The 22,082-nt window shown below is 39.0% G+C and carries 17 protein-coding genes; 5 read left to right on the top strand and 12 right to left on the bottom strand.

The annotated features are described in order from the left end of the window. The first annotated feature begins 177 nt into the window (after positions 1-177). The gene (locus GM418_RS05810; RefSeq protein WP_158864073.1) at positions 178-1,263 is read left to right on the top strand and encodes a fatty acid desaturase family protein; all 1,086 of its coding nucleotides are present in this window, start codon (positions 178-180) and stop codon (positions 1,261-1,263) included. Positions 1,264-1,355: 92 nt separating this feature from the next. On the opposite strand, the gene GM418_RS05805 is transcribed toward GM418_RS05810, so the two are convergent. Further along, entirely contained in the window at positions 1,356-1,607 is a 252-nt protein-coding gene (locus GM418_RS05805; RefSeq protein ID WP_158864071.1) for a hypothetical protein, read from the bottom strand. A gap of 420 nt (positions 1,608-2,027) precedes the next feature. Here GM418_RS05805 and GM418_RS05800 point away from each other — a divergent pair, with 420 nt between their 5' ends. Both GM418_RS05800 and GM418_RS05795 read left to right on the top strand, forming a co-directional pair. Continuing rightward, positions 2,028-2,618, top strand: a complete 591-nt coding sequence (locus GM418_RS05800) for a hypothetical protein (protein WP_158864069.1) — start codon at positions 2,028-2,030, stop codon at positions 2,616-2,618. Positions 2,619-2,831: 213 nt separating this feature from the next. Next, positions 2,832-3,557, top strand: coding sequence for a hypothetical protein (locus GM418_RS05795; protein ID WP_158864067.1), 726 nt, complete (start codon positions 2,832-2,834; stop codon positions 3,555-3,557). 171 nt (positions 3,558-3,728) lie between these two features. On the opposite strand, the gene GM418_RS05790 is transcribed toward GM418_RS05795, so the two are convergent. The 3 genes from GM418_RS05790 to GM418_RS05780 form a co-directional block, all read right to left on the bottom strand. After that, positions 3,729-4,313 (bottom strand): T9SS type A sorting domain-containing protein, encoded by a 585-nt coding sequence (locus GM418_RS05790; RefSeq protein WP_158864066.1) that lies wholly within the window; start codon positions 4,311-4,313, stop codon positions 3,729-3,731. 521 nt (positions 4,314-4,834) lie between these two features. Further along, entirely contained in the window at positions 4,835-5,215 is a 381-nt protein-coding gene (locus GM418_RS05785) for a hypothetical protein (RefSeq protein ID WP_158864064.1), read from the bottom strand. A gap of 115 nt (positions 5,216-5,330) precedes the next feature. Beyond that, entirely contained in the window at positions 5,331-7,121 is a 1,791-nt protein-coding gene (locus tag GM418_RS05780) for an ATP-binding protein (RefSeq protein WP_158864062.1), read from the bottom strand. 274 nt (positions 7,122-7,395) lie between these two features. Between GM418_RS05780 and GM418_RS05775 the strand changes: the two genes are divergently transcribed. After that, positions 7,396-8,979, top strand: a complete 1,584-nt coding sequence (locus GM418_RS05775) for a M81 family metallopeptidase (RefSeq protein ID WP_158864060.1) — start codon at positions 7,396-7,398, stop codon at positions 8,977-8,979. 236 nt (positions 8,980-9,215) lie between these two features. Beyond that, on the top strand, positions 9,216-12,545 hold the full coding sequence (locus tag GM418_RS05770; RefSeq protein ID WP_158864058.1) for a glycoside hydrolase family 2 TIM barrel-domain containing protein: 3,330 nt from the start codon (positions 9,216-9,218) through the stop codon (positions 12,543-12,545). 109 nt (positions 12,546-12,654) lie between these two features. Here GM418_RS05770 and lon read toward each other — a convergent pair whose 3' ends face one another. The 8 genes from lon to GM418_RS05730 all read right to left on the bottom strand — a co-directional run bounded on the left by lon (position 12,655) and on the right by GM418_RS05730 (position 21,240). Next, on the bottom strand, positions 12,655-15,105 hold the full coding sequence (lon, locus tag GM418_RS05765) for an endopeptidase La (protein WP_158864056.1): 2,451 nt from the start codon (positions 15,103-15,105) through the stop codon (positions 12,655-12,657). Positions 15,106-15,311: 206 nt separating this feature from the next. Continuing rightward, positions 15,312-15,575 (bottom strand): type B 50S ribosomal protein L31, encoded by a 264-nt coding sequence (locus GM418_RS05760; RefSeq protein WP_158864054.1) that lies wholly within the window; start codon positions 15,573-15,575, stop codon positions 15,312-15,314. 123 nt (positions 15,576-15,698) lie between these two features. Then, entirely contained in the window at positions 15,699-16,910 is a 1,212-nt protein-coding gene (locus GM418_RS05755) for a GNAT family N-acetyltransferase (protein WP_158864052.1), read from the bottom strand. A 50-nt stretch (positions 16,911-16,960) separates the two neighbouring features. Beyond that, a complete protein-coding gene (locus GM418_RS05750) occupies positions 16,961-17,176 on the bottom strand; it encodes a hypothetical protein (RefSeq protein ID WP_158864050.1) in 216 nt (71 codons plus the stop codon). 195 nt (positions 17,177-17,371) lie between these two features. Further along, a complete protein-coding gene (locus GM418_RS05745) occupies positions 17,372-18,409 on the bottom strand; it encodes a TQO small subunit DoxD (protein WP_158864048.1) in 1,038 nt (345 codons plus the stop codon). Positions 18,410-18,581: 172 nt separating this feature from the next. Beyond that, complete coding sequence (locus GM418_RS05740; RefSeq protein ID WP_158864046.1) at positions 18,582-18,932, bottom strand: hypothetical protein; 351 nt, start codon at positions 18,930-18,932, stop codon at positions 18,582-18,584. 515 nt (positions 18,933-19,447) lie between these two features. Next, positions 19,448-19,951, bottom strand: a complete 504-nt coding sequence (locus GM418_RS05735) for a pentapeptide repeat-containing protein (RefSeq protein WP_158864045.1) — start codon at positions 19,949-19,951, stop codon at positions 19,448-19,450. Positions 19,952-20,349: 398 nt separating this feature from the next. Beyond that, the gene (locus GM418_RS05730) at positions 20,350-21,240 is read right to left on the bottom strand and encodes a beta-1,6-N-acetylglucosaminyltransferase (protein WP_158864043.1); all 891 of its coding nucleotides are present in this window, start codon (positions 21,238-21,240) and stop codon (positions 20,350-20,352) included. Positions 21,241-22,082 lie beyond the last annotated feature (842 nt).

Raw genomic sequence — 22,082 nt, 5'->3', positions numbered from 1 at the left:
GCGGCTTACAAACTTCCGATTTTAAAATTTTGAGAATAAAAGCAGAAACAGCTAAACCTTACTATCAGAATAGATGTTAGGGTATCTGAGTCCTTGTAAAACAAAAGTGAAATCAAATTTTGTGCTGGATTTTGTTAAAACCCGGACTTCAGAAACAAAGAGATAAAGTGTAAAAAAATGATCAGATATTCTAAAAATAAAATAGATTTTTTAACCGAGTTAAGAACATCCGTAAACGAATATTTTAAAACAAACAACATAGAGCCCTATGGAAATAAAGCCATTATTTTTAAAACGGCAGTAATGGCGCTGCTTTATTTTGTACCGTTGATTCTTATGATTTCAGGCGTTTTTACTTCGGTACTTCCGGTGCTGGCCTGTTGGGTAGTTATGGGATTTGGTATGTCGGGAGTAGGAATGTCCACAATGCACGATGCAAACCACGGTTCTTTTTCGAAACAAAAGTGGATGAATAAAATATTTGGCAACTCATTGTATCTGCTGGGTGGGTTTCCTCCCAACTGGCGGTACCAGCACAATACACTTCATCACGGTTACACCAATATCGAAGGACACGATGAAGATATTGCTCCGCCGGAGGTACTGCGGCTTTCGCCTCACCGGCCTTTAAAAAAGATGCACCGTTACCAGTATTTGTATGCCTGGTTTTTTTACAGCTTAATGACCATTTCGTGGATAATTGTTACAGATTTCAGAAGATTAAAAAGGTACAAAAAAGAAATGGGTGTGAAGCTCAGCGGAAAAAGAACATACCGTAGTTTGCTGATTGATCTTATTGTTTCGAAAATCCTGTATTACTTCTTTTTTCTAGTCGTTCCCCTTTTTACTGTCCCGGTTGCATGGTATTGGGTGGTAACAGGTTTTTTGCTGATGCATTTTACCGGGGGACTGGTTTTGGCGAGTATTTTTCAAACGGCTCATGTAGTGCCTTCCTCCGAGTATCCCTTACCGGATGAAAACGGTGAAATCAATAACAACTGGGCAGCTCATCAATTGTATACCACCTGTAATTTTGCGCCCAAAAACCGGCTGTTTACCTGGATGGTAGGTGGTTTAAACCACCAGGTAGAACATCATCTGTTTCCCAACATCAGCCATATACATTACCGGAAAATCGCCGGGATTGTACAGGAAAAAGCCAAAAAATTTGGAATGCCCTATCATGTAAACAGCAGTTTTCTGAGTGCTGTAATCCAGCATGTACGAATGCTGAAACTCCTGGGGATGCCAACAAAGGTGTAAAGCCTTGAATTGAATATTTTTTTGATTTTACAGAAGTCGGTAAATTTTAATACAGACAGTAATCCCGAACAGAAACTAAACTGCTATTCAGATTATTCCTGATTTTTTTTATTCCCCTTATTTTTGAAATAACGCTCCGATTTTCCCCACAGTTTGCCCGCTTCCCGGAAAATACTTTTGGTCGCTTTTTCCATTGCCTCGTCAGCTTTTTTGTAGGTTTTGCTTTGGTGAATTTTTTCTGATGTTTCGTCAATAAACTTGTCCGCCTTATCTATCCACTCCTCTGTTTTGTTCTGAGTCGTTTCATTTTTCTTTTCCGTTTCTTTGTTTTTATCCGGCTTCATTCTGTTATTTTTTCCAGTTACCTTTAACTTAACCCAAATATAACTAATAGTCAGTTGTATACAAAAAGTTAAATTCCAAACGCCCCTAAACCTAGCGGAAACTTTCAGATACAGCGGTTAACTGCAACTATTTACCGGTTGACAGCTATCCTGCTTTACTTTAACATGTGTAACCAAAATAAGGGAAAATGATTGTTTATCAATCTTCCGGGTTTGCAAAAACAATCAAAAACGATATTTTTACCTTTTAATTGTTCTCCTTTTTGGCGCTAATAATGAGACATTTGTTTTAAAATTGCGGCAGTTGTATTTTTTATTATACAACAGATTAAACATTTATTCGTTAACTGATTGGATTGAGTTTTTAAAATTGTGTGCGAGGTGACACTTTTATTTTTTAACCTGAAGATTTCAAAAAAGATGAAAAAATTTACAGTGCTTTCGATTCTACTTTTTCTCCTGGCAATCACATCTTTCGCAAAAGATATTAATGCATGGAAACAAGAAAATAAGCTGGAACAGCAATACAGTGTATTTAAAGAAAATCTGAATTTCTGGAATGGAAATTATTTTTTGAATGAAACACAGTTAAATGAATTTTATCGTGCATTAACGGACTCGATTTCGGTTTTGGAGAACAGAATGGCTGAACAGGGAAATACCGTAGCCGGACTTCGGAATGATTTAAGTTCGACCAATCAGCAACTGGACGATACAAAAGCTGAGCTGGAAACCAGCATTAAAAATCAAAATGCCATCAGTGTTTTTGGAATAAATGTTGAAAAGGGAATTTATACCTTGATAATGTCTGTAATAATTCTGGGTTTGTTGGTTTTTCTGGGTGTTCTGTTTTTACTTTATAAAAGAAGCAACAAAGTTACGGTTCGCACAAAAAAGGACTACGAGGAACTCAAAAAGGAGTTTGAAGTGCATAAAAAAAGTGCGCTTGAACGATATACAAAAATAAACATGGAGCTGCATCATACCCGCATGGAACTAAGCAAAAGATAGTTGTTCCGGAGTGAAATCCCTTGCCGGGGAAGGGATTTGGCACTATTTGCAGAATTTGACCTGCGAAGATTCTCTAAGTGAAACGCACATAGACCACATCGTTTTGGGTACTATTGCCCCGGATTTAAAATTTCCTTTGATTTTAAGCCAGCGAAAGCAACCTCGATTCTATTTCTCTCATCTGATTCATATTATTTAAATAAATAAAAAGCTATGAAGAAGAAAGAAACAATGAATTTCAGTGGAAAATTATTTATTGCGGTGATTGCTGCCACCATTTTGTTTTTTAGTTGCGATGAAGATGAAAATACTCCCGCACCGCAAGAATTTACCTATGAATTTAATTCGGATACGGATGGATGGACGGGTGGTTTTGCCGATTATCCGGCAGGAAACGACTCTTTTTATGAAATGCTGTTTGAATATACTGCATTACCCGAACCATTGGATCACACAAAGGGAGCTCTAAAAATATCGGGCAATAACCACAGCGATGACTTGTTTATGTTTGTAAAACGAAAGATCTCAGGATTGCAGTCCTCCACGGTTTATCATGTTGAATTTACGGTTGAATTTGCGTCAAATGTTGCCGATGATTCCGCAGGCGTTGGAGGTAGCCCGGGCGAAGGAGTTTACATAAAAGCCGGCGCATCTACCACAGAACCCAGGTCTGAAACGGACGAGTCAGACTGGTACCGTATGAATATCGACAAAGCAAATCAGGCGCAAAGTGGTGCGGATATGATTGTAATTGGCGATTTTTCAAACGATACGGATACAAACGAATATGCCTTAAAAACAGTATCCAACAGCAGTACATCGTTTACGGTCACTTCCAATGAAAACGGGGAGGCGTGGTTAATCGTTGGTACTGATTCGGCTTTTGAAGCAACCACAACCATCTATTTTAACCAAATTACCTTTGTGTTCAGCGAATAATATTCAAACAGGATGTGGATGTTGCCCGCAGAGGAATCAGAACCTATTCGTAAATGGCAGTGGGCAGGAGTTTTAAAACATACAAAAGCTGTTATTGTTTGAGGATAGACCGATTGAAAACAAAAAGCCCTTGCACTCTGCAAGGGCCCAAACTTAAAATTTATGGAAAATTTACCGTATAAAACGATAGCTAAAATTTTCTTCCGTTCCGGCCAGAACAACATGATAGTCTCCCCTCATTAAATCCGAAACATCAAATCCTTTTTGTACATTAAATTCAGTGCCTAAGCCCGACTGAAAAATCAGCTGACTACCATTGTAGATAAGCAGCGAAACATCATCCTTGTCGAAGTTGAGGTAGGTTACTTTGAGTATGTCGTCATCGCATGAAAAGTAAGGCTCGATATGTGTTTTCATTGCGGCAGTTGCAACGACTCCTCCATCATTGACTTCCATCACCCGTGTAGCCGATACCTTTCCTGATTTAATTTTAACAGTATAAGTTCCATCCTCCAGTTTTGAAAAATCAAAAACCGATCTGTATTCCGGAGACGCTTTACTAAGTTTGTAGTAAACTATCCTTCCATGTTGGTCTTCAATCGAAATTTCAGATGATACTCCCGGATCGGTTTCTGCGGCGATCAGTGTTTTTGAATCATCGAGTGCTACGATGTTCATTTTTGGAATCTTGGTGGCAGCTGCACTTAATGTTAAAGCAACTGCAAGCAGTGCTAATGCGAATTGTTTTGTTTTCATGACATTCTTTTTTTGAAGTTAACGATACGCGTATCACTTCGGTTAATAATCGTTTTTAGTAAAAAAGAACAATTTTCATTTTCCCGTTTTCCCGGTTAGGTTAAGGGCAAAAGAAAACTGCTCACAGCATGTTTTCTGTTTTTCCTTTTAATCAAATAATTCTCCGAGGCAAAGCCTCGGAGTTACCTTATATTCTCCCCTGAAATCAGGGTAGATGTCATCGCCCAGATGGCGGATGACAGAGGGGTGAAATAGAGAAAATCTGACTTTTCAGCAACAATGCTGAAAATAAAGTTGGCGAAATACTCCTTGGCTCTGCCGCGGGGATAGTCAACTTTAAGGATTTTCTTTATTTGTATATTGTAAAAGACGCACATATGTTTGAAAGGTTTCAGGTTAATCGACGTATGACCGTTTTGTATGCTTGAAAAGTCTTTTTAGAAGGGTGAAGTGTTTTTTTTTTGGTCTGGCTGTAAAATTGCTAATATTTTTTATGATAAAGTTTCAAATTGTACAGTTTTTTATCGGAAAGCTACCAGTAACCCGCCTGTTATAAAAGCAATAAGCCACCAGAGGTAAGCGTATCTGGAATAGAGATGCAGCTTTGCAGGGACATAGGAATGTAAGCCTTTTTTTGTTTTTTGCCGCCATATAAGCACAGCGTCGGTAAACATAGCGAGTAGTGAAGAATATCCAAGTATTCCGTGGAGTGTAAATCCTCCTTTTGAAGACCCCAGAATCATAAACGTAGTGGCTGTGATATCGAGGAGAACACCCAGTGTTAAGAAGATTAGTACGGTTTTGTCTATCCTTTTTTTTCGTTGCTCGCTAAAAATGGCAACAGTGTATGATAACAGTGCCAAAATCACAATCGAGGTGCCCAAACGAAGAAACAGATTCATTTTTTACGGATTTAAATATGACCTAAAATAGTCAATTTTATGAATAAGAAAAAGTGACAAAATATTGTAATGCTTTGTCTCCCGGAATTTTATAAAAAGTCAGGAACCCGGGAATCTAATTTTTGAGATAGGTGTTTAACAAATAAAAAAAACGGTCCTTTTTTATGGGTTTGGCGATATAGTCGTTGCACCCGAGATTGATACATTTTTGCTGTTCTTCGGCCATAGCATAGGCGGTTTGCGCAATTACGGGCAGGTTGGGCTGCGTTTTCCTGATTTTCTGAATTGCTTCATAACCATCCATAACCGGCATATTGATGTCGAGCAAAACAAGGTCAGGTGTCTTTTCCCGGATCAGGTCAAGCAGTTCCTTACCGTTAACGGCCTTCCGGATTTTGATATGTGTTGGTTTTAACAATTCCGCCAGATAGTAGAATGAGAAGGTATCGTCTTCTGCAATATAAATCGTTTTTCCGGTCAGGTCGGAAACGATTGATGCGCTGGGTTTGTTTTTGTTTTTAACTGTACTTTCATTATAGGGAAGTGTAAAGTAAAATTTACTTCCTTTTCCTGCTTCCGATTTTAGCCATATTTTTCCTTCCAGAAGCTCAAGCAGGCCTTTGGTGATACTTAGCCCCAGACCGGTTCCTTCTTTAAAATCCACATTTTCGGCTTGTGCAAAACGACCAAATATTTTTTCCTGATCTCCCGGGGGAATCCCGCGTCCGGTATCTTTTACAAAAAATTCAATTACCTTTTTATTGTCCAGTATTTTTGGACGGTATCCAAACGTAACGCTTCCTTTTTGGGTGTATTTTACAGCATTGCCAACCAGGTTATTTAAAATTTGTTTTACCCGCAATTCGTCAGACTCAATCAGCAAGCGCTGGTATTCTGCCGGGACATCCGCGTTTAGTAACAAATCCTTATCAAGCGATTCGATTCTGTTTTGCTGAATTTCGAGGATTTCTGTTATACACTGCCACACATTCATCGGAGCTTTTTTTATCTTCATCTGGTTTAATTCAATTTTTGAAATATCGATTATGTCATCGATAATATTCATTAATTGTCCACCTGCCAGATGAATAAGCTGGTTGTATTTTTGCGTTTTATCCGGTGAAATATCCGGGTCTGACAATAAATTGGAAAAACCCAGAATGGAGTTCATCGGTGTTCGTATTTCATGGCTCATATTCGCCAGAAAAGTAGATTTTAACCGGTCTGATTCTTCCGCTCTTTCCTTTTCAACAGCCAGTTTCTCCTGATTTTCGGTTAACAGGTGGGTTAGTTCTTTTTCTGTTTTTAGCGACTTATCGATATTGGAAATAATGATGGCAAGTGAAAAAGAAATGAGAGCACAGATAACGATAAAATTCACGGAGTTTACTATCCATCCCGCAATCCCGTATTCACTGATAAGACCAACTTCTGTCCATTTAAAATAAACAGGAAGGGCTAAAAGAACAAGTGTAATTATATTTACCAGGGTAGCCTTTGTAGCGCCGTTTCGTCCATAAAAAAAGCTCGAAAGGATGGGATAGATAAATAACCAGTTAAAACCGGCTCCGTCTTTCCCCAGAAACAACAAAAGAGCAACACCCAGAAAATAAAAAATAACAATACTGCCAAGAACCTTTGTGTTGGCGGATATTTTTTTTGAAAAAGTGATATAAGCTACAGAAAGATAAACCAGAGAATCAATGGCAGCAACAGACCACAGTTTTTCTTTTACAGCAAGAAGCATACTTGGGACATAGGCAACGGTACCCAAAACAACCAACGCTCCCAGAAGGAAAAACAACAGCCGGTTTTTCCATTCCACAAACAATTCTGTCTTGCCTAAATTAGGGTAGGGAATAATTCCTGAAAGATTTTTGATAAATGTGGTCAACGTTTTATTCATATCTTTATAGTCAGGTGCTGAAAGTCACTATTTTAAATACAAATAACAGTGCGCTTGTGTTTACGGGATTTAAAAAAAATAGATATGCAGGCTGTGTTATTTTTTATATGTACTGAAAATTCGTATCGATTTAAGCCTTTAAAAGAGAAATTTTTGCTTTTTGCTGTTGTTTGTTAAAACAGCGTCGTTACTTTTCGTGAGATTTTCAGCCTGCGCTCCAAAAAAAGCTTCTTATATTTACCTGATAATTTGATAACCTATAATATCTTTTTGTATGAATAAAGTATTTTCTTTCATCACTATGATATCGGTTTTGTTTTTAGCGTCCTGCCATTCGGGAAACAGGAAGCAAAACAACGACACAGGTGCGACCGAGCTTCCCCGGATAGCCATTTGCGGACTGGCAATTGAATCAAGTACTTTTTCTCCGGCGGTTACAAATGCAGAAGCATTTCGTGTTCGAACCGGAGAAGAAATATTTTCCTATTACCCGTTTTTGGCGGAAGATGCTCCCGACCGAAAAAGGGCCGAATGGTTTCCAACACTTCGCGGGCATGCTATCCCGGGAGGTATTGTAACACGCGAAGCGTACGACAGTTTGATGAATGAAATGCTGGCTAAACTAAAAGAAAACCTTCCTTATGATGGAGTATTTTTTGACATTCACGGAGCGATGAGTGTTGTAGGTATAGATGATCCGGAGGGAGACATGATTAAAAAAATACGTGAGGTAGTAGGTCTTGAAACGGTAATTTCAACATCGATGGATCTGCACGGAAATGTAAGTGAACGTCTGGCGCATCACACGGATTTGATAACCTGCTACAGAATGGCACCCCATGAAGACGCGCTGGAGTCAAAACAACGGGCACTTGAAAATCTGCTCGAAAGGTTGGAGAACGGAAAAGGCAAACCAAAATACAAAGCCTGGATACCGGTGCCGATTTTATTACCGGGAGAAAAAACCAGCACACGAATCGAACCCGGGAAAAGTTTGTATGCCAGGGTGCCGGGGGTTGCCGATCAGGAAGGTGTAATTGATGCAGCCATCTGGATTGGTTATGCGTGGGCTGATGAACCGCGTAACCGGGGATATGTTATGGTTACCGGCGATGACAGAAAAAAGGTGGTGGAAGGTGCCGAATATCTCGCAAAAAGTTTCTGGGATGTGCGGAATGAGTTTGAGTTTGTGGCCCCGGTGGCTCCACTCGGTGAATGTTTGGATATGGCCGTAAAAAGCGACAAACATCCGTTTATTATCAGCGATATGGGGGACAATCCAACTGCAGGAGGAGCAGGAGATGTTTCCTGGACTTTGACTGAAATTCTTAAACGCCCTGAGTTTCAATCAGAAAATGGCCCGTCGCTGATTTATGCTTCCATTCCCGGGCCGGAATTGGTTGAAAAAGCAATAGTAGCAGGGATAGGAGCTAAAGTAAGCGGTGTGGCAGGTGCAATGGTTGATGACCGTTATGCACCGCCCGTAAAACTCTCGGGTAAAGTGCTGGCCATTGAAACCAACGATGCTACTGCCGGTGAGATAGCTGTTATTCAGGTGGGCAGTGTAAAAGCGATTGTAACAAAAAAACGCAAACCCTATCATTACGAAAGGGATTTTACTCAGATCGGTTTGGCCCCCCGGGAAGCAGATATTGTGGTGGTTAAAATTGGTTATCTGGTACCCGAACTTTATAATATGAGGGCCGACTGGATTATGGCGCTGACTCCGGGGGGCGTGGATCAGGATTTGGAACGCCTCGGATATCAGCGAATCCACAGACCAATGTTCCCCCTGGATAAAGAAATGGCAGACCCGGATCTGTCGGCACAACTGATTCCTTCTTCGGAGGAAATGTAGGCTGTTGCCACGTGGTGCTGTCTTTTTTAATCGTCTGCTCTTTTAAGCCGGTAAAGAACTATTACACTTTTTTTAGCTTTTAAGAATAAAAATGTTTTTATTCCATTCGTGGTGGTAAATCCGAATGACTCCGGGCATCGTGCAATTTTCAAAAATTATATTTATATAGGTGTATATGCAAAAATCTACGTCTTTAAAAAAGAGAGAATCAATAAAAATCAATAATTTACTGTACAATGAACAAATTATACACACTTGTTTTAATCCTTTTTACATCTCTTGCATGGGCACAGAATTCCGATTGGGAAGACCCGACGGTAATTGCTAAGAATAAATTGCCTGCGCATGCGACGTCCTATTCTTTTAAGTCGCAAAGTGATGCTTTAAAAGGAGATAGGGAAAGATCAGGAATGATTTCTTTGGATGGGACCTGGAAATTTAATTTTGTAGAAAAGGAGGAAGATCGGCCCATGGACTTTTACAATAAAGACGTTTCGGGCTGGGACGATATTGAAGTACCGTCGAACTGGGAAATGGAAGGGTATGGAACTCCTATTTATATGAATTCGGGCTACCCGTTTGGACCGGAGTCTCCTGTTCCCAATGGAGTAAATCCAATGGAGTGGTATCAGGAAAATTATGATGTTCCGGAAGGCTTGTCACGACAGGAATTGTTTTCACGTTTTATGGCAGATGTTATTGCGCCTTCAAGACCCAATCCGCCATTTATCGCCCGCGACAATCCTGTGGGCTCATATGTGAAAACTTTTACAGTTCCTGAAGAATGGAGTAATCAACGTGTAATTCTTCATTTTGGCGGCGTTAGCTCGGCAATGTATGTGTGGGTAAACGGCGAGAAAGTTGGATACAGCCAGGACAGCCGCTTACCTGCTGAGTTTGATATCACCAATTTTTTGAAAACCGGGGAGAATACCCTGGCAGTTCAGGTGTTTCGCTGGAGCGATGGCAGTTATCTGGAAGATCAGGATCACTGGCGGATGAGTGGAATTTACCGGGAAGTGATGTTGCTTGCCCAGCCCAAAATTGCTGTTGAAGACTTTTTTGTACGTACACGTTTGGATGCCAATTATCAGGATGCGCTGCTGCAAATCAGACCAACCATTAGCCGAAATCCTGATGTGCCGATCAGCGGGTGGACCCTGGAAGCAGAATTGTTTTCTCCTCAGGACAAACCGGTGTTTGACGAACCCATCAGTATTGATGTTGCGGATATTGTTTATGAACGTTACCCGCAACGTGACAATGTTTATTTTGGTTTGATGGAAAAGAAAATTTCCAGTCCCGAAAAATGGTCTGCCGAGAAACCTGTACTCTACTCTGTGGTCTTAACATTAAAAAACAAAGATGGAGAAGTTGTGGAAGCCCGGTCGGCAAAAGTGGGATTTCGAGAAGTAGAAACCCAAAACGGCCAGCTTCTGATCAACGGAAAATCAGTAAAACTCTACGGCGTAAATCGTCACGACCACAATTACCTCCGGGGGAAATCGCTTACACGCGATGACATGTTGCAGGATGTGCTGCTGATGAAACAGTTCAATTTTAATGCAGTACGTACCTGTCATTACCCCAACGATCCGTATTTCTACGATTTGTGTGATAAATACGGATTGTATGTAATTGATGAGGCCAACATAGAAACTCATGGTTCTATGGGGTACCTGACCAATCAATCGGAATGGCATATGGCCTTTGCCGACAGGGTGGTTCGTATGGTTGAACGCGACAAAAACCATCCTTCCATTATCTCCTGGTCGTTGGGGAACGAGTCGGGAACAGGTCCCAACCATGCGGGAGCAGCAGGATGGGTAAAAGATTTTGACCCTACCCGTTTTATTCACTACGAAGGAGCTGAGGGCCAACCGGAACACAAAGATTATGTGGCTTACGGAACGCCTGAATACAACGAACGCCAGTTGGGACGTATCGGAAATCCCACCGACCCGGAATTTGTGGATGTACTTAGCCGTATGTATGCCAATCTGGAACAACTGGAGGCGATGGCAAAAAGCCCGTATATAAAACGTCCGATTATGCAATGCGAATATGCACATGCCATGGGGAATTCATTGGGTAATTTTCAGGAATACTGGGATTTGATTCGTAAATACCCCAATCTTATCGGTGGTTTTATCTGGGACTGGATCGACCAGGGACTTTTGAAAAAAGATGAAAAAGGGAAAGAATATTTTGCTTACGGCGGAGATTTTGGAGACACTCCCAATGGAAATAATTTTTGTATTAATGGCGTTATTGCCTCCGACCGTTTACCAAAACCACAAACTTACGAAGCTAAATATGTCATGCAGCCGGTTGAATTTTCGGCTGTTGATTTGGGAAATGGATTGGTAAGAATCAGAAACCGACACAATTTTACCAATCTTGCTGAATTAAAACTGGTTTGGTCGTTAAAAGAAGATGGCGCAGAAATTCAGTCGGGTGAAATAGAATCGTTGATTCTGAATCCCGGAGATGCCAAAGTTATTCAGATTCCGTTCGATAATATTAAAACAACAGCAAATGCTGAATATTGGTTGCGTTTGAGTGTTCAGTTAAAAGAAGAAAAAAACTGGGCAAAAGCAGGGCACGAAGTGGCAAAAGAACAGTTTAAACTTCCGCTGGAGACCGTAACTGCTGCAGACAATCAAAGTAAAGCAACAAATCCGGCAATCGAAGAATCGGGGGAATCTGTTGTTGTGTCAGGAAAAGGTTTTAAAGCCGAAGTTTCAAAATCAAGTGGTTTGCTTGTTTCTATACAAAAAGGAGATGAAGAGTTGCTGACAGCCGCCTTGCAGCCCTATTTCTGGCGCCCGCTTACCGACAATGATGAGCGCGGCTGGAGAGCACAGAACTCGTTAAATATATGGAACGAACTGCCCGGCTTATTAAAAGTAAATTCCCTGGATATTGACAAAGAAAGCTCAAAAGTTCAGGCAAATCTGACTTATGAAGGTTTGACATTGTTGCTGACTTATCAGTTTTCCTCTGAAGGTGAAATTAAGGTTCAGTTTGATTTAAATATCCCGGAAGAAATGCCCGAACCTATTCGTGTGGGAATGACAACGGGTGTCCCGGACAGTTTTAGCAATATGAGTTTTTACGGGAAAGGACCTTTTGAAAATTATGTTGACAGGAATGGTGCTGCAGAAGTAGATGTTTATTCAGGCAAAGTCGACGATTTCTATTACAACTATGTAAAACCACAGGAAAGCAGCAACCATACCTGTGTGCGATGGCTGTCGTTTACCAATAATCAAAACAATGGTTTAATGGTTGTTGGAAATGAGCCGATACAAACATCGGTTTGGCCCTATTCTGCTGAAAATATAAGGGAAGCACAACATACCAATGAATTGAAAAAGGCGGAAGATTTGACCGTAAATATCAGTGCTGAACTGGCAGGTGTGGGCGGAAATGATTCCTGGTCGATAAATGCCCGGCCAATTGAGAAATACCGTTTGCTGGAAAAGCAGTATAATTATTCATTTAAACTGGTTCCGCTGACAAAAGTTAAAGATTTACAGAAGACATACAGAATGGTAAAATAGTATTGACTTTTTCCGATACAAAACAAAAAAAAGGAGCACGATTTACATGCTCCTTTTTTTGTTCTCCGGTAATTGAAATACTTTTCAAAAACCGGTAATACAAGCGGTATTAGTTAACCAATACCGGTTTTTCCACTTTTGTTTTCAGAAGTGCAATGTCCAGCACGTCCATAATGGTTTTTACAAAGTGGAATTTTAATCCTTTCAGGTAAATATTTTTTATTTCTTCCAGGTTCTTTTTGTTGTCTTCCGAAAGAATAATTTCAGTAATTCCGGCACGTTTTGCCGCCAGGATTTTTTCTTTTATTCCGCCAACGGGCAGTACTTTTCCACGGAGTGTAATCTCACCTGTCATGGCCAGGTTCTTTTTTACTTTTCGCTGAGTGAAAGCTGACGCAAGCGACGTAACCATAGTCACACCAGCCGAAGGACCGTCTTTGGGAATCGCACCCTCGGGAACGTGTATATGAACATTCCAGTTATTAAATACTTCAGGTTTCAGTTCCAGTTGCTCTGCATGCGATTTTAGATATTCGTGGGCCAGCATGGCTGATTCTTTCATCACATCGCCCAGGTTACCGGTGAGAGTTAACGCACCTTTTCCTTTACTGAGACTGGTTTCCACATACAGAATTTCTCCGCCAACCGCTGTCCAGGCTAAACCGGTTACCACCCCTGCAAAATCATTACCCTGGTATTTCTCCTTGGAATATTCTGTAACTCCGAGGTATTCTTTTATGTCTGTTTTGCTAAGCTTTTTATTGTAACTTTCTTCAAAAGCTATTTTTTTGGCAATGCGTCGCACCACTTTAGCAATTTTCTTATCCAGTTCGCGCACGCCCGATTCGCGGGTGTATCCGTCAATCACAAGCTCAATGGCATCTTTAGAGAATGAAACGTCCTTTTTTGTTAAACCGTGATTCTCCAGCTGTTTTGGAATCAGGTGCCGTTTGGCAATTTCGATTTTTTCTTCCACCAGGTATCCGCTTACCTCAATAAGCTCCAAACGATCGCGAAGAGGAGGAGCAATGGTACTTAATGTATTTGCCGTAGCAATAAACATCACCCTTGAAAGGTCATAATCGTGTTCCACATAATTGTCGTGGAATTCACCATTTTGTTCCGGATCCAGAACTTCGAGCAAAGCAGAAGCAGGATCTCCATGAAAATGTTTTGAAACCTTGTCAATCTCATCCAGAATAAAAACCGGGTTGGATGATTTTGCTTTTCGTATATTTTGAATAATCCGGCCGGGCATTGCACCGATGTATGTTTTCCGGTGCCCCCGGATTTCGGATTCATCATGTAATCCACCCAAACTGATTCGAACGTAGTTTCTGTCCAGTGCACGTGCTACCGATTTTCCGAGTGATGTTTTTCCAACTCCCGGAGGTCCATATAAACACAAAATCGGAGATTTCATGTCATTTTTCAATTTCAGCACTGCCAGGTGTTCCAGGATCCTTTCCTTTACCTTTTCCAGTCCGTAGTGATCTTCATCCAATACTTTACTGGCATTCTTCAGGTCGAAATTATCTTTGGTGTATTCGTCCCAGGGTAAATCAAGCAAAGTCTGGCAAAAAGTATATTGAACAGAATATTCTCCGGCAGCCGGATTTAAACGCCCCAGTTTTTCCACTTCTTTTTCAAAAAATTTGGCTACATCTTCATCCCACTTTTTTTCTTTGGCTTTTGCTTTGAGTTCGTTAATTTCCTGTTCCACCGGATTTCCGCCCAACTCATCCTGAATCGTCTTCATTTGCTGGTTCAACATAAACTCGCGTTGTTGCTTGTCCATGTCGGTTTTTACTTTCTTCTGTATGTCTTGTTTTAGCTCCAGCATTTGTACCTCTTTTACCAGGTAGCTAATGGCCTGAACACCCCTTTCTTTGATGCTCTCTATTTCCAGCAGGTTTTGTTTGTCGGACACATTCAGATCGGTATTCGAACAAATAAAATTGATGAGGAAAGTAGAGTTCTCAATATTTTTAACAGCAAAAGTCGCCTCAGGCGGAACATTGGCCGAAAATTGAGCAATTTTAATGGAAAGGTCTTTTAGCGACCCAACAATGGCGCTGAACTCATTGTCGTTTTCAGGTACAAAATCACTCAGCGGGTCAATTTTTGCCTTAAAATACGGGTCCTCGCTTACAAATTCGAGAATATTATATCTTCTTTTTCCCTGGATAATTACTGATGTTGAGCCATCGGGCATTTCGAGAATTTTCAAAATTTCCGCAACCGTACCTGTATGAAACAAATCGGTTGTTTTGGGCTTGTCAATCGTATAATCTTTTTGCGCAATCGTTCCCAGTAACCGTCCGCCGGCATAAACATCTTTTATCAGCCGTAACGATTTTTCACGTCCAACAGTAATCGGAAGTACAACTCCCGGAAATAACACGGTATTGCGCAAGGGGAGAATCGGAAGAACATCCGGAATCTCCGTATTTTTTAATTCTTTATCGTCTCCGTCAGCAATGATTGGTATAAATTCGGAATCATTATCGACCATTCCTGTAAATATATTTTGATAACCTGTATGTTTAATTTTACCCATATAATTCCAATTAGTGACAAACTGTCTTATTCAGACGTTCTGATTTTATTAGGTGGTGTTGGTCAATAGTTGTGCCATAAAAAGTAATGCGATTTTTATCGGAAATGTTCACAGGAATTTGTGGTATATCCCGACAAAATTTCATATTGGCACAAAAAAAAACATCCATCAAAAAGACGGATGTTTTTTCTATTGCCCTATTTCGTTTATTTTTTTCTCTTGTCCATGTGTTTCCCGTAACGGCTCATAAATTTGTCAACACGTCCTGCTGTATCCACCAGTTTTACTTTACCGGTGTAAAAAGGATGTGAGGTATTTGAGATTTCAATTTTGAACAGCGGGTATTCAACACCGTCGATAACTTCAGTTTCTTTGGTGTTAACTGTAGACTTGGTAAAAAAAGTATGCCCGTTTGACATATCTCTGAAAGCTACCAGTCTGTAATCTTCGGGATGTATTCCTTTTTTCATTTTTGTTTATTTTTATCTGAATGGTTACATTTCAATTACTGTAATCCATTCTTTCTGTTATTACAACTTTTTATTTTGGCCTGCAAAGATAGTTATAGATCGCTATAATCCAAAAAAGTAGTGTTAAATTTTACCTGTTTTTGCCTTTACTTTTTCGTTGAGCGATTCGGAGCCAATTATCGGTGCTCGCTGGAAGGGTTTGTTCCGGTCAAAAAGATAACGCATTGTATAATGTGTTTTTGTCCGTTTTGCTCCTGTAGCTTCATAAACAGCAATAATTTTGGGATTAAAGTCGCCTGCCCACGACAGCTCAACTTCACTATAATGCCTGTGCGATTTCTTTTTCATAATCTGTTCCTGGTGCCAGAAAATTGCCGATTCAACTCCCGAACGCTGGTATTTTGCATCGATTCCCATAATAATAATCCGGGTTCGGGTCATGATTTTTTTCCACTTGTAATAGAGGAACTTTGTTATTCCCAAAGCATTTAGTTTTCCATTGAGTTTTTTTAGAATCTGGTTGATATCAGGAATCATAACAAATAAAGCAATGGGTTTTTCCTCGTGATAAGCAAACCAAATCATTTCAGGGTCGAGAATGGCTTTTGAAGAGGTAATAAAATCATGGATATCTTCCGGGTCAAGTGGTTTGTAGTGTTCATGAAAAGACCAGGCGGCGTCATAAACCGTGCAGAAATCTTTTACAAACTTGTCTGTTTCCTTATAATCAAAATGACGAAAATTGTATTGTGGTTTTTTGGCAATCCATTCTGCTATTTTCCAGAAACGTTCAGGGAAAGGTACAGTGTAGTCGAGATGATAACAATACTGTTCAAAGTAAATTTCAAAACCATAATTGCGAAAAAGTTTTTCGTAATAGGGGGGATTGTAGGGCATTCCATATCCTTGCTGCATAAAACCGTCAACCAGTAAACCCCAGTTTACGTAGTTTTCGCCAAAGTTTACCGGGCCGTCCATGGCCTCCATACCATTTTTTTTATTCCATTCTTTTGCCGTATCAAAAAGCAGATTTGCTGCCTCTTGTTTATCGACACATTCAAAAAAACCACAACCGCCGGTCGGTTGCTCATAGGTTTTGGCGGTGTTTAAATTGATAAAGGCTGCAATTCTACCGAGCAAATTGTTATTGTCATCGGTCAGCACCCACCGAATTGCTTTTCCGTTTTTAAAGGTTTTATTTTTGGCCGGGTTAAAGGTATCCTCAACCATTCCTTCCAGAGGTTGAACCCAATTGGGGTCATTTTGATATATTATGCGAGGAACCTCGTGGAATAGTTTCCGGCTTTTTTTATCGTTTACTTCTACAAGTTTCATGGCATCATTTTTTTTGCGAAGGTAGCTCAAATTTGGGAAATGCCGGGCATTTAATCTATAATCGGAGCCCTTTTAAACGTTTTATTTTGGTCGAATAAATAACGCATGGTTTTATGCGTGAGTGTCTGCCTGGCACCAAACGATGTGAATAAGGTATTCATTTTGGGATTAAAATCGTCCACCCAACTCATTTCCATATCATTGTACCACGTTTTTTTAAGCATCACTTTTTTTAACTGATAAAATATTCCTGACTCGATCCCCATCCGCTGATATTTGGTAATAACTCCTGAAACAACGCTCCTGAATCTCCCGTTTTAAATTTGACGTTCTTTTTTTGGATTAAAAGAGTCTTCGGGCATTAGCCGGAGTTATGAAACCCAGTTCGAATCATTTTTGTAAATGGTTTCCGGAAGTTTGTGAAATATGTATATATCAGTAATGTCTGTATTTGCAAACATTTATAGAACAATATCTGTGGTCCAGAATATTCCACTGACATCAGTCAACACCAGTTTATATGTTCCCGGAGAAAGCCCCTCCGGTTTTTCAAAAGGAATGGTAATATCGGCTTTGCCGCCAAGCGGGATAATCAGACTGTGTTTTCCGGGTTTTACTTTTGTTACAAAATGGTTTGAGATGTTTTCTGCAGGAAAGTTTGCTAAATCGTCACTATTCAGTGCTATTTTTTTCTCGCCATTCTGATTGCTCAACGCAATTTCGATTAAAAATGAACCGTAAACATCTACACCCTCTGTCCGGAAAACTGTAAAGTTGAGATTTTTATCCGTAACAAAGACATTTGAAATCTCAATGTCTGGTTTTACTGATTTATTATGTAACGTTCCCCAAATTCCTCCGTGAAAAATCTGGTTGGTAGAAAGGCTGACAAACAGAATTAACATGGCACCTGTAAAAGCCAGCTGTTTCAGGTATTGTTTTGACAAAGGCAGTTCACCGGACGCCAGCCACGCAAACCATTTTTTTGTTGTTATTTTTTTGTTTTTTACAAAAAGCAGGTTGTCGATGGAAAATATTCCACCACCGGAAAGAAAGATGGTAAAACCGGCCGCAATTCCGAGGATTCCGATTTGCCACTCGTCAAGACAGGTGGTTCCTATCCAGCCTGAGCCCAGTAAAATTCCAAAAGCAAGGCTCAGAATGCCGATGCTCATCATCCGGGTAAATAAACCAAGCATAAAAAGCAAGCCAACAATACCTTCAATAATGGTGAAAACGACCATAGCCCACCACAGCCAGTCGGGATGGCTGACCAGAAACCCGATGAGCGGTTTTATTCCGAGTGCATTGGGGAGAAAATGATTAAACTTTTCTCCGATGTAACCCGGTAACTCAGGGTTTAGCTTGTCGGTTAATATGATTCTTCTCCAAAAGGCAGAGAAATATGTCCAGCCGGCTACAAGTCGTAAAGATAAAGTTATCAGACCGGCAAGGTCAAATGATTTTTCTGGATTTATTTTTTCTTTTATATAATTCATTTCGATCTATTTAATTCATTTGAAATTAGTTTGCACTTGTTTGGGATATACATTCACATTTACTTTGTCGGTTTGTAATCGACTTATACTCTCCCGTTTTCAAAACCGGTAGGGTTTAAAAAGTGAAAAATAGTTTTGAAAAGACTAAACGGAAAAAGGACTGATTCCTGAACTAAACAAATGCTTTGATTTGGCGAAAAAGAATGTATAGTGGAATGGTAACCGCAGAATTTGGATTTTCCGGTATTATTGGGAATAAAGACTTCCCGTTAATTGTATTTTTTGAAATGAATATTTCAGTGATTGGATCAGAAAAAAAATCAGACTGTTCGACAATGGTCCTGGTTTTATATACTGCAGATATTTCGTCGTAACTAAAGCAATGAGATGAAGCCACGGTAGCCGATTTTATCGGATTCAAAGTTTGGGTTATTTCCTGTTTCGACTCAGCCTGTATTGCTTTCCGGACAGTACACGAAGAAAATGTTGTCAGGATGAGCAGCATTAGCGTCAGGAAATTCATCCAATTAAGGTTTCTTATATGTTTGAATATTTTAAACATTAACATAGGCAACATATAGGATGGCGGGAATGTTTTGAGAATTTTTTCTGAGATGAAAGGATGACTACCCTGTGAGTTTATATAAAAGAGATGCCGTTCTTTATTGTCATATGTTTTTCAAATCCCGTTTAGCCGCTTTATCCGGCGCGCAAATTTTGGGATATAACCCTATTGTGATGTAACCATAATCCGAAATGCTCCCTTTCATACCACTTTTTTTTTGAGCGCTCAATCGGGAGGACTGTTCAATAAATGGAAATCGAGAATAGGGTTGAGCCTAATAACGGGAACTACTTTTAACCCGGATTTGATGTTTTTGAAAAGTTTTTTTTATGTTCCCGTCAAGTGTAATACTTCGTTTATATTCTCTTTTTAGAGCGTTTTAAATGACTGTTAATGTATAAATTGGATATTCGCCCGTTCAGAGCATTTCCCGATTAAAGCTTTGGTTTCATTCTGTGCCTTGTTTTTCTACTTTATTTTGTTATCAATGATACGTCAGTCAAATCTGCTTTGCCATTTTTCAAAAACGCATAGGTTAAACTATCCACTTTGCAATCGATAAACTGAACCCGGTTAAGATTTTTATTGTACTTAAAGAATGTATTTACAATCGTTGCATTTTGGAATTTTACTCCTTTAAAAGCACATTTTTCAAAGTGGCAATTTTCAATTATCCCGTCAAAAACCACATCCTTCAATTGTGTGTCTTTAAATATTGTATTATTCCATACCACCTTTGTTATTGTATTCTTAAGAAAACTACTGAGATTAAAAAATACCTTTGTTAAATCAGCAGCTTTGAAATCACAACCTTTTATTGTACTTTTTGGAAATTCAGCTTCAATTAGTAAGCTGTTTTTAAAACTGTTACGAATGAGGTCAGTAGTTTGAAATCTACATAGATTTAGGTTTGAGTCTGAGATACTTCTTTGCTTTCTCGCTTCTGCAATTTTGTTTCCAATCCTTTTTGTTTCCATTTGTGTCATAATTTATAAATTTTTAAACACAACAAAGATATTTCACCCCATTTTCTGAATCAGTCAGAATGTGCCACAGATAGTTGTATTGGCACTACTTGCAGTTGTTTTGCCATTCTGCCGGTTGTATTTTATTTTTTTCGATTTATTTTTTGTCCTGTTTTTTATCCGGGTAATGCGGTTTCGGGAACAAGCTGAAGAAAGAAGTTTATACAAAAACGCTTTGAAACCGAATGTATCTGAATTGATGTTCCTTATCCTTGAGTTGTGCACAATGCTCAACCAGTATCGAATTTGAATAAGAAAGGTATAACAGGGAATGTCGGGTATGTTTTTATTCGTTCAGGCTTGCAGGAGTTTAATCTTTTACTTTCAGTTTTTAAAGTTGGGACTGGTTTTTAGAACAATTCATTATTTATTTTCGTAACCAGTTCGTTTCCTGTTTGTGAGTTGACTTTTCTGATAAATAATTTATCTGACGCTTTAATTTCCTTCCAGTCGTTCAAATCATACCATTTTACTAAAGATTTATCAATTAAGTAAATGCTTGTATATTGGTATAAGCCACGCCCCTTATATTTAGTAACGCCTAATGATAACGGCTTAAAAAATGAGTTTCCTATTATCGTGTGTATGTAATGCTCATCTGCAGCCATAGTGAAGCGATTCATCTCCCGAAACCATGGGTTATTTCTGTGGTATTCATAAACGTATTTACAACAATTCATTGTAAGCGCACACCATGTATGTCCCGTGTACGGGATGATTTTTTCACCCCAATGATTTTTCAATTTTAGTTTGTTGAGCAAAAATCTTATGCATTTATCTAAGTTGATTAAGTGTTTATTTTTGAAGTGAAATATTGGTTCTTTAAACCACTTTTGTTTTATTAACTTAATATAATGTTCGGGGCTGTCTCTCATATCTATGAAGTTTATATATTCTTTTTCAGGGTTTGAAATGAATTCTTCATAAATAGTTTTAATACTTTTTATAGGGTAGCATGAACCCGTAATAAATACTGCATGGGAATATTCTATTTCGCATTTTAAAACTTCGTGTATTAATTCGAACAAAGCATCTACCATTGAGATTCCTGCCCAGGATACAGTAATTCTATTCTCCAAAAAGAATACATTTTTTAAAGGTATCCTATCTTGAAACTCTTTTATATTTGTTTTCTTATCAATGTGTACGTAGAAGTCAGAATTATAATTTAACGCCTTAATAAGCTTACTTAAATGAACGGAGTCATTATGTGCTAAGATTAAAAATGCTAGCTTTTTCATTGTATTAATAATATTTAAACTATAATTAATATGGATTATGTAAATTAATTTTTAGTGTCTGATTCTCGATTTTTTACTCAAACGTTAACTTCGCAGAAAGATTCTTTATAAGGCGTTTTTTCTTTTTTACAGAAATTAAGTGTTATAAAAAAGATTAATATGGGAACTACTATTTTTTTCATTTAAGTCTTTTTAAAATTGTAGTTAACGCACGCATATTATGTATTACGCATATATATCTTACTATAGTGTATCCAAGTATAATGCTATTATTTTGTTTTTTTTAATGTAAAAACAGGAATGTTGGAAAATTTATTATTTGCAAGACCTGTGTTCAATGGCTAAAGTATTTTGGTTTTAACTTTTTAAAAATAAAAAAAATTTTGATAAAAACAGTATCGGGAGCTGTTAATTTCAGAACAACGTGTCGTTGACTTTTTGCGGATATAAATCGATAGTTCCGGCGAACAGCGTTACTGACCTTTGGATGTGGCCGCCACCCCTCGGGTGTTTTTTTAGGATGTTATTTGTTGTCTTCTAATCTGTTCTTAAAACGGGCTATCCGGCAACATTCTATCCGTTTTGGTGGACACTGTTACTTTTAATCCGGGGTTTTGTCTCAGAGCCCGCTGAATGGCGAATTTTGCCGGAGGATTTATCTTGTCTAAAAATAGCTCAATTTGCTGATTCCTTGAATATCAACAGGCCTAAACGTGTAAACAAAGCACATTTTGTGTATAGTTAAGCTTTAGCTTAATCTGATCAGGACCTCTTTCACGGACGTAAAAAAATATATTTACTTCGTCCTTTTTTTACCTAACAAAAGGTCGGGTATGGCTATC

This window comes from Maribellus comscasis (genome assembly GCF_009762775.1).
In the GTDB taxonomy this organism is placed as follows: domain Bacteria; phylum Bacteroidota; class Bacteroidia; order Bacteroidales; family Prolixibacteraceae; genus Draconibacterium; species Draconibacterium comscasis.
The sequence above is the reverse complement of the archived record's forward strand: the minus strand, read 5'-3'. Positions and strand labels throughout refer to the sequence as shown.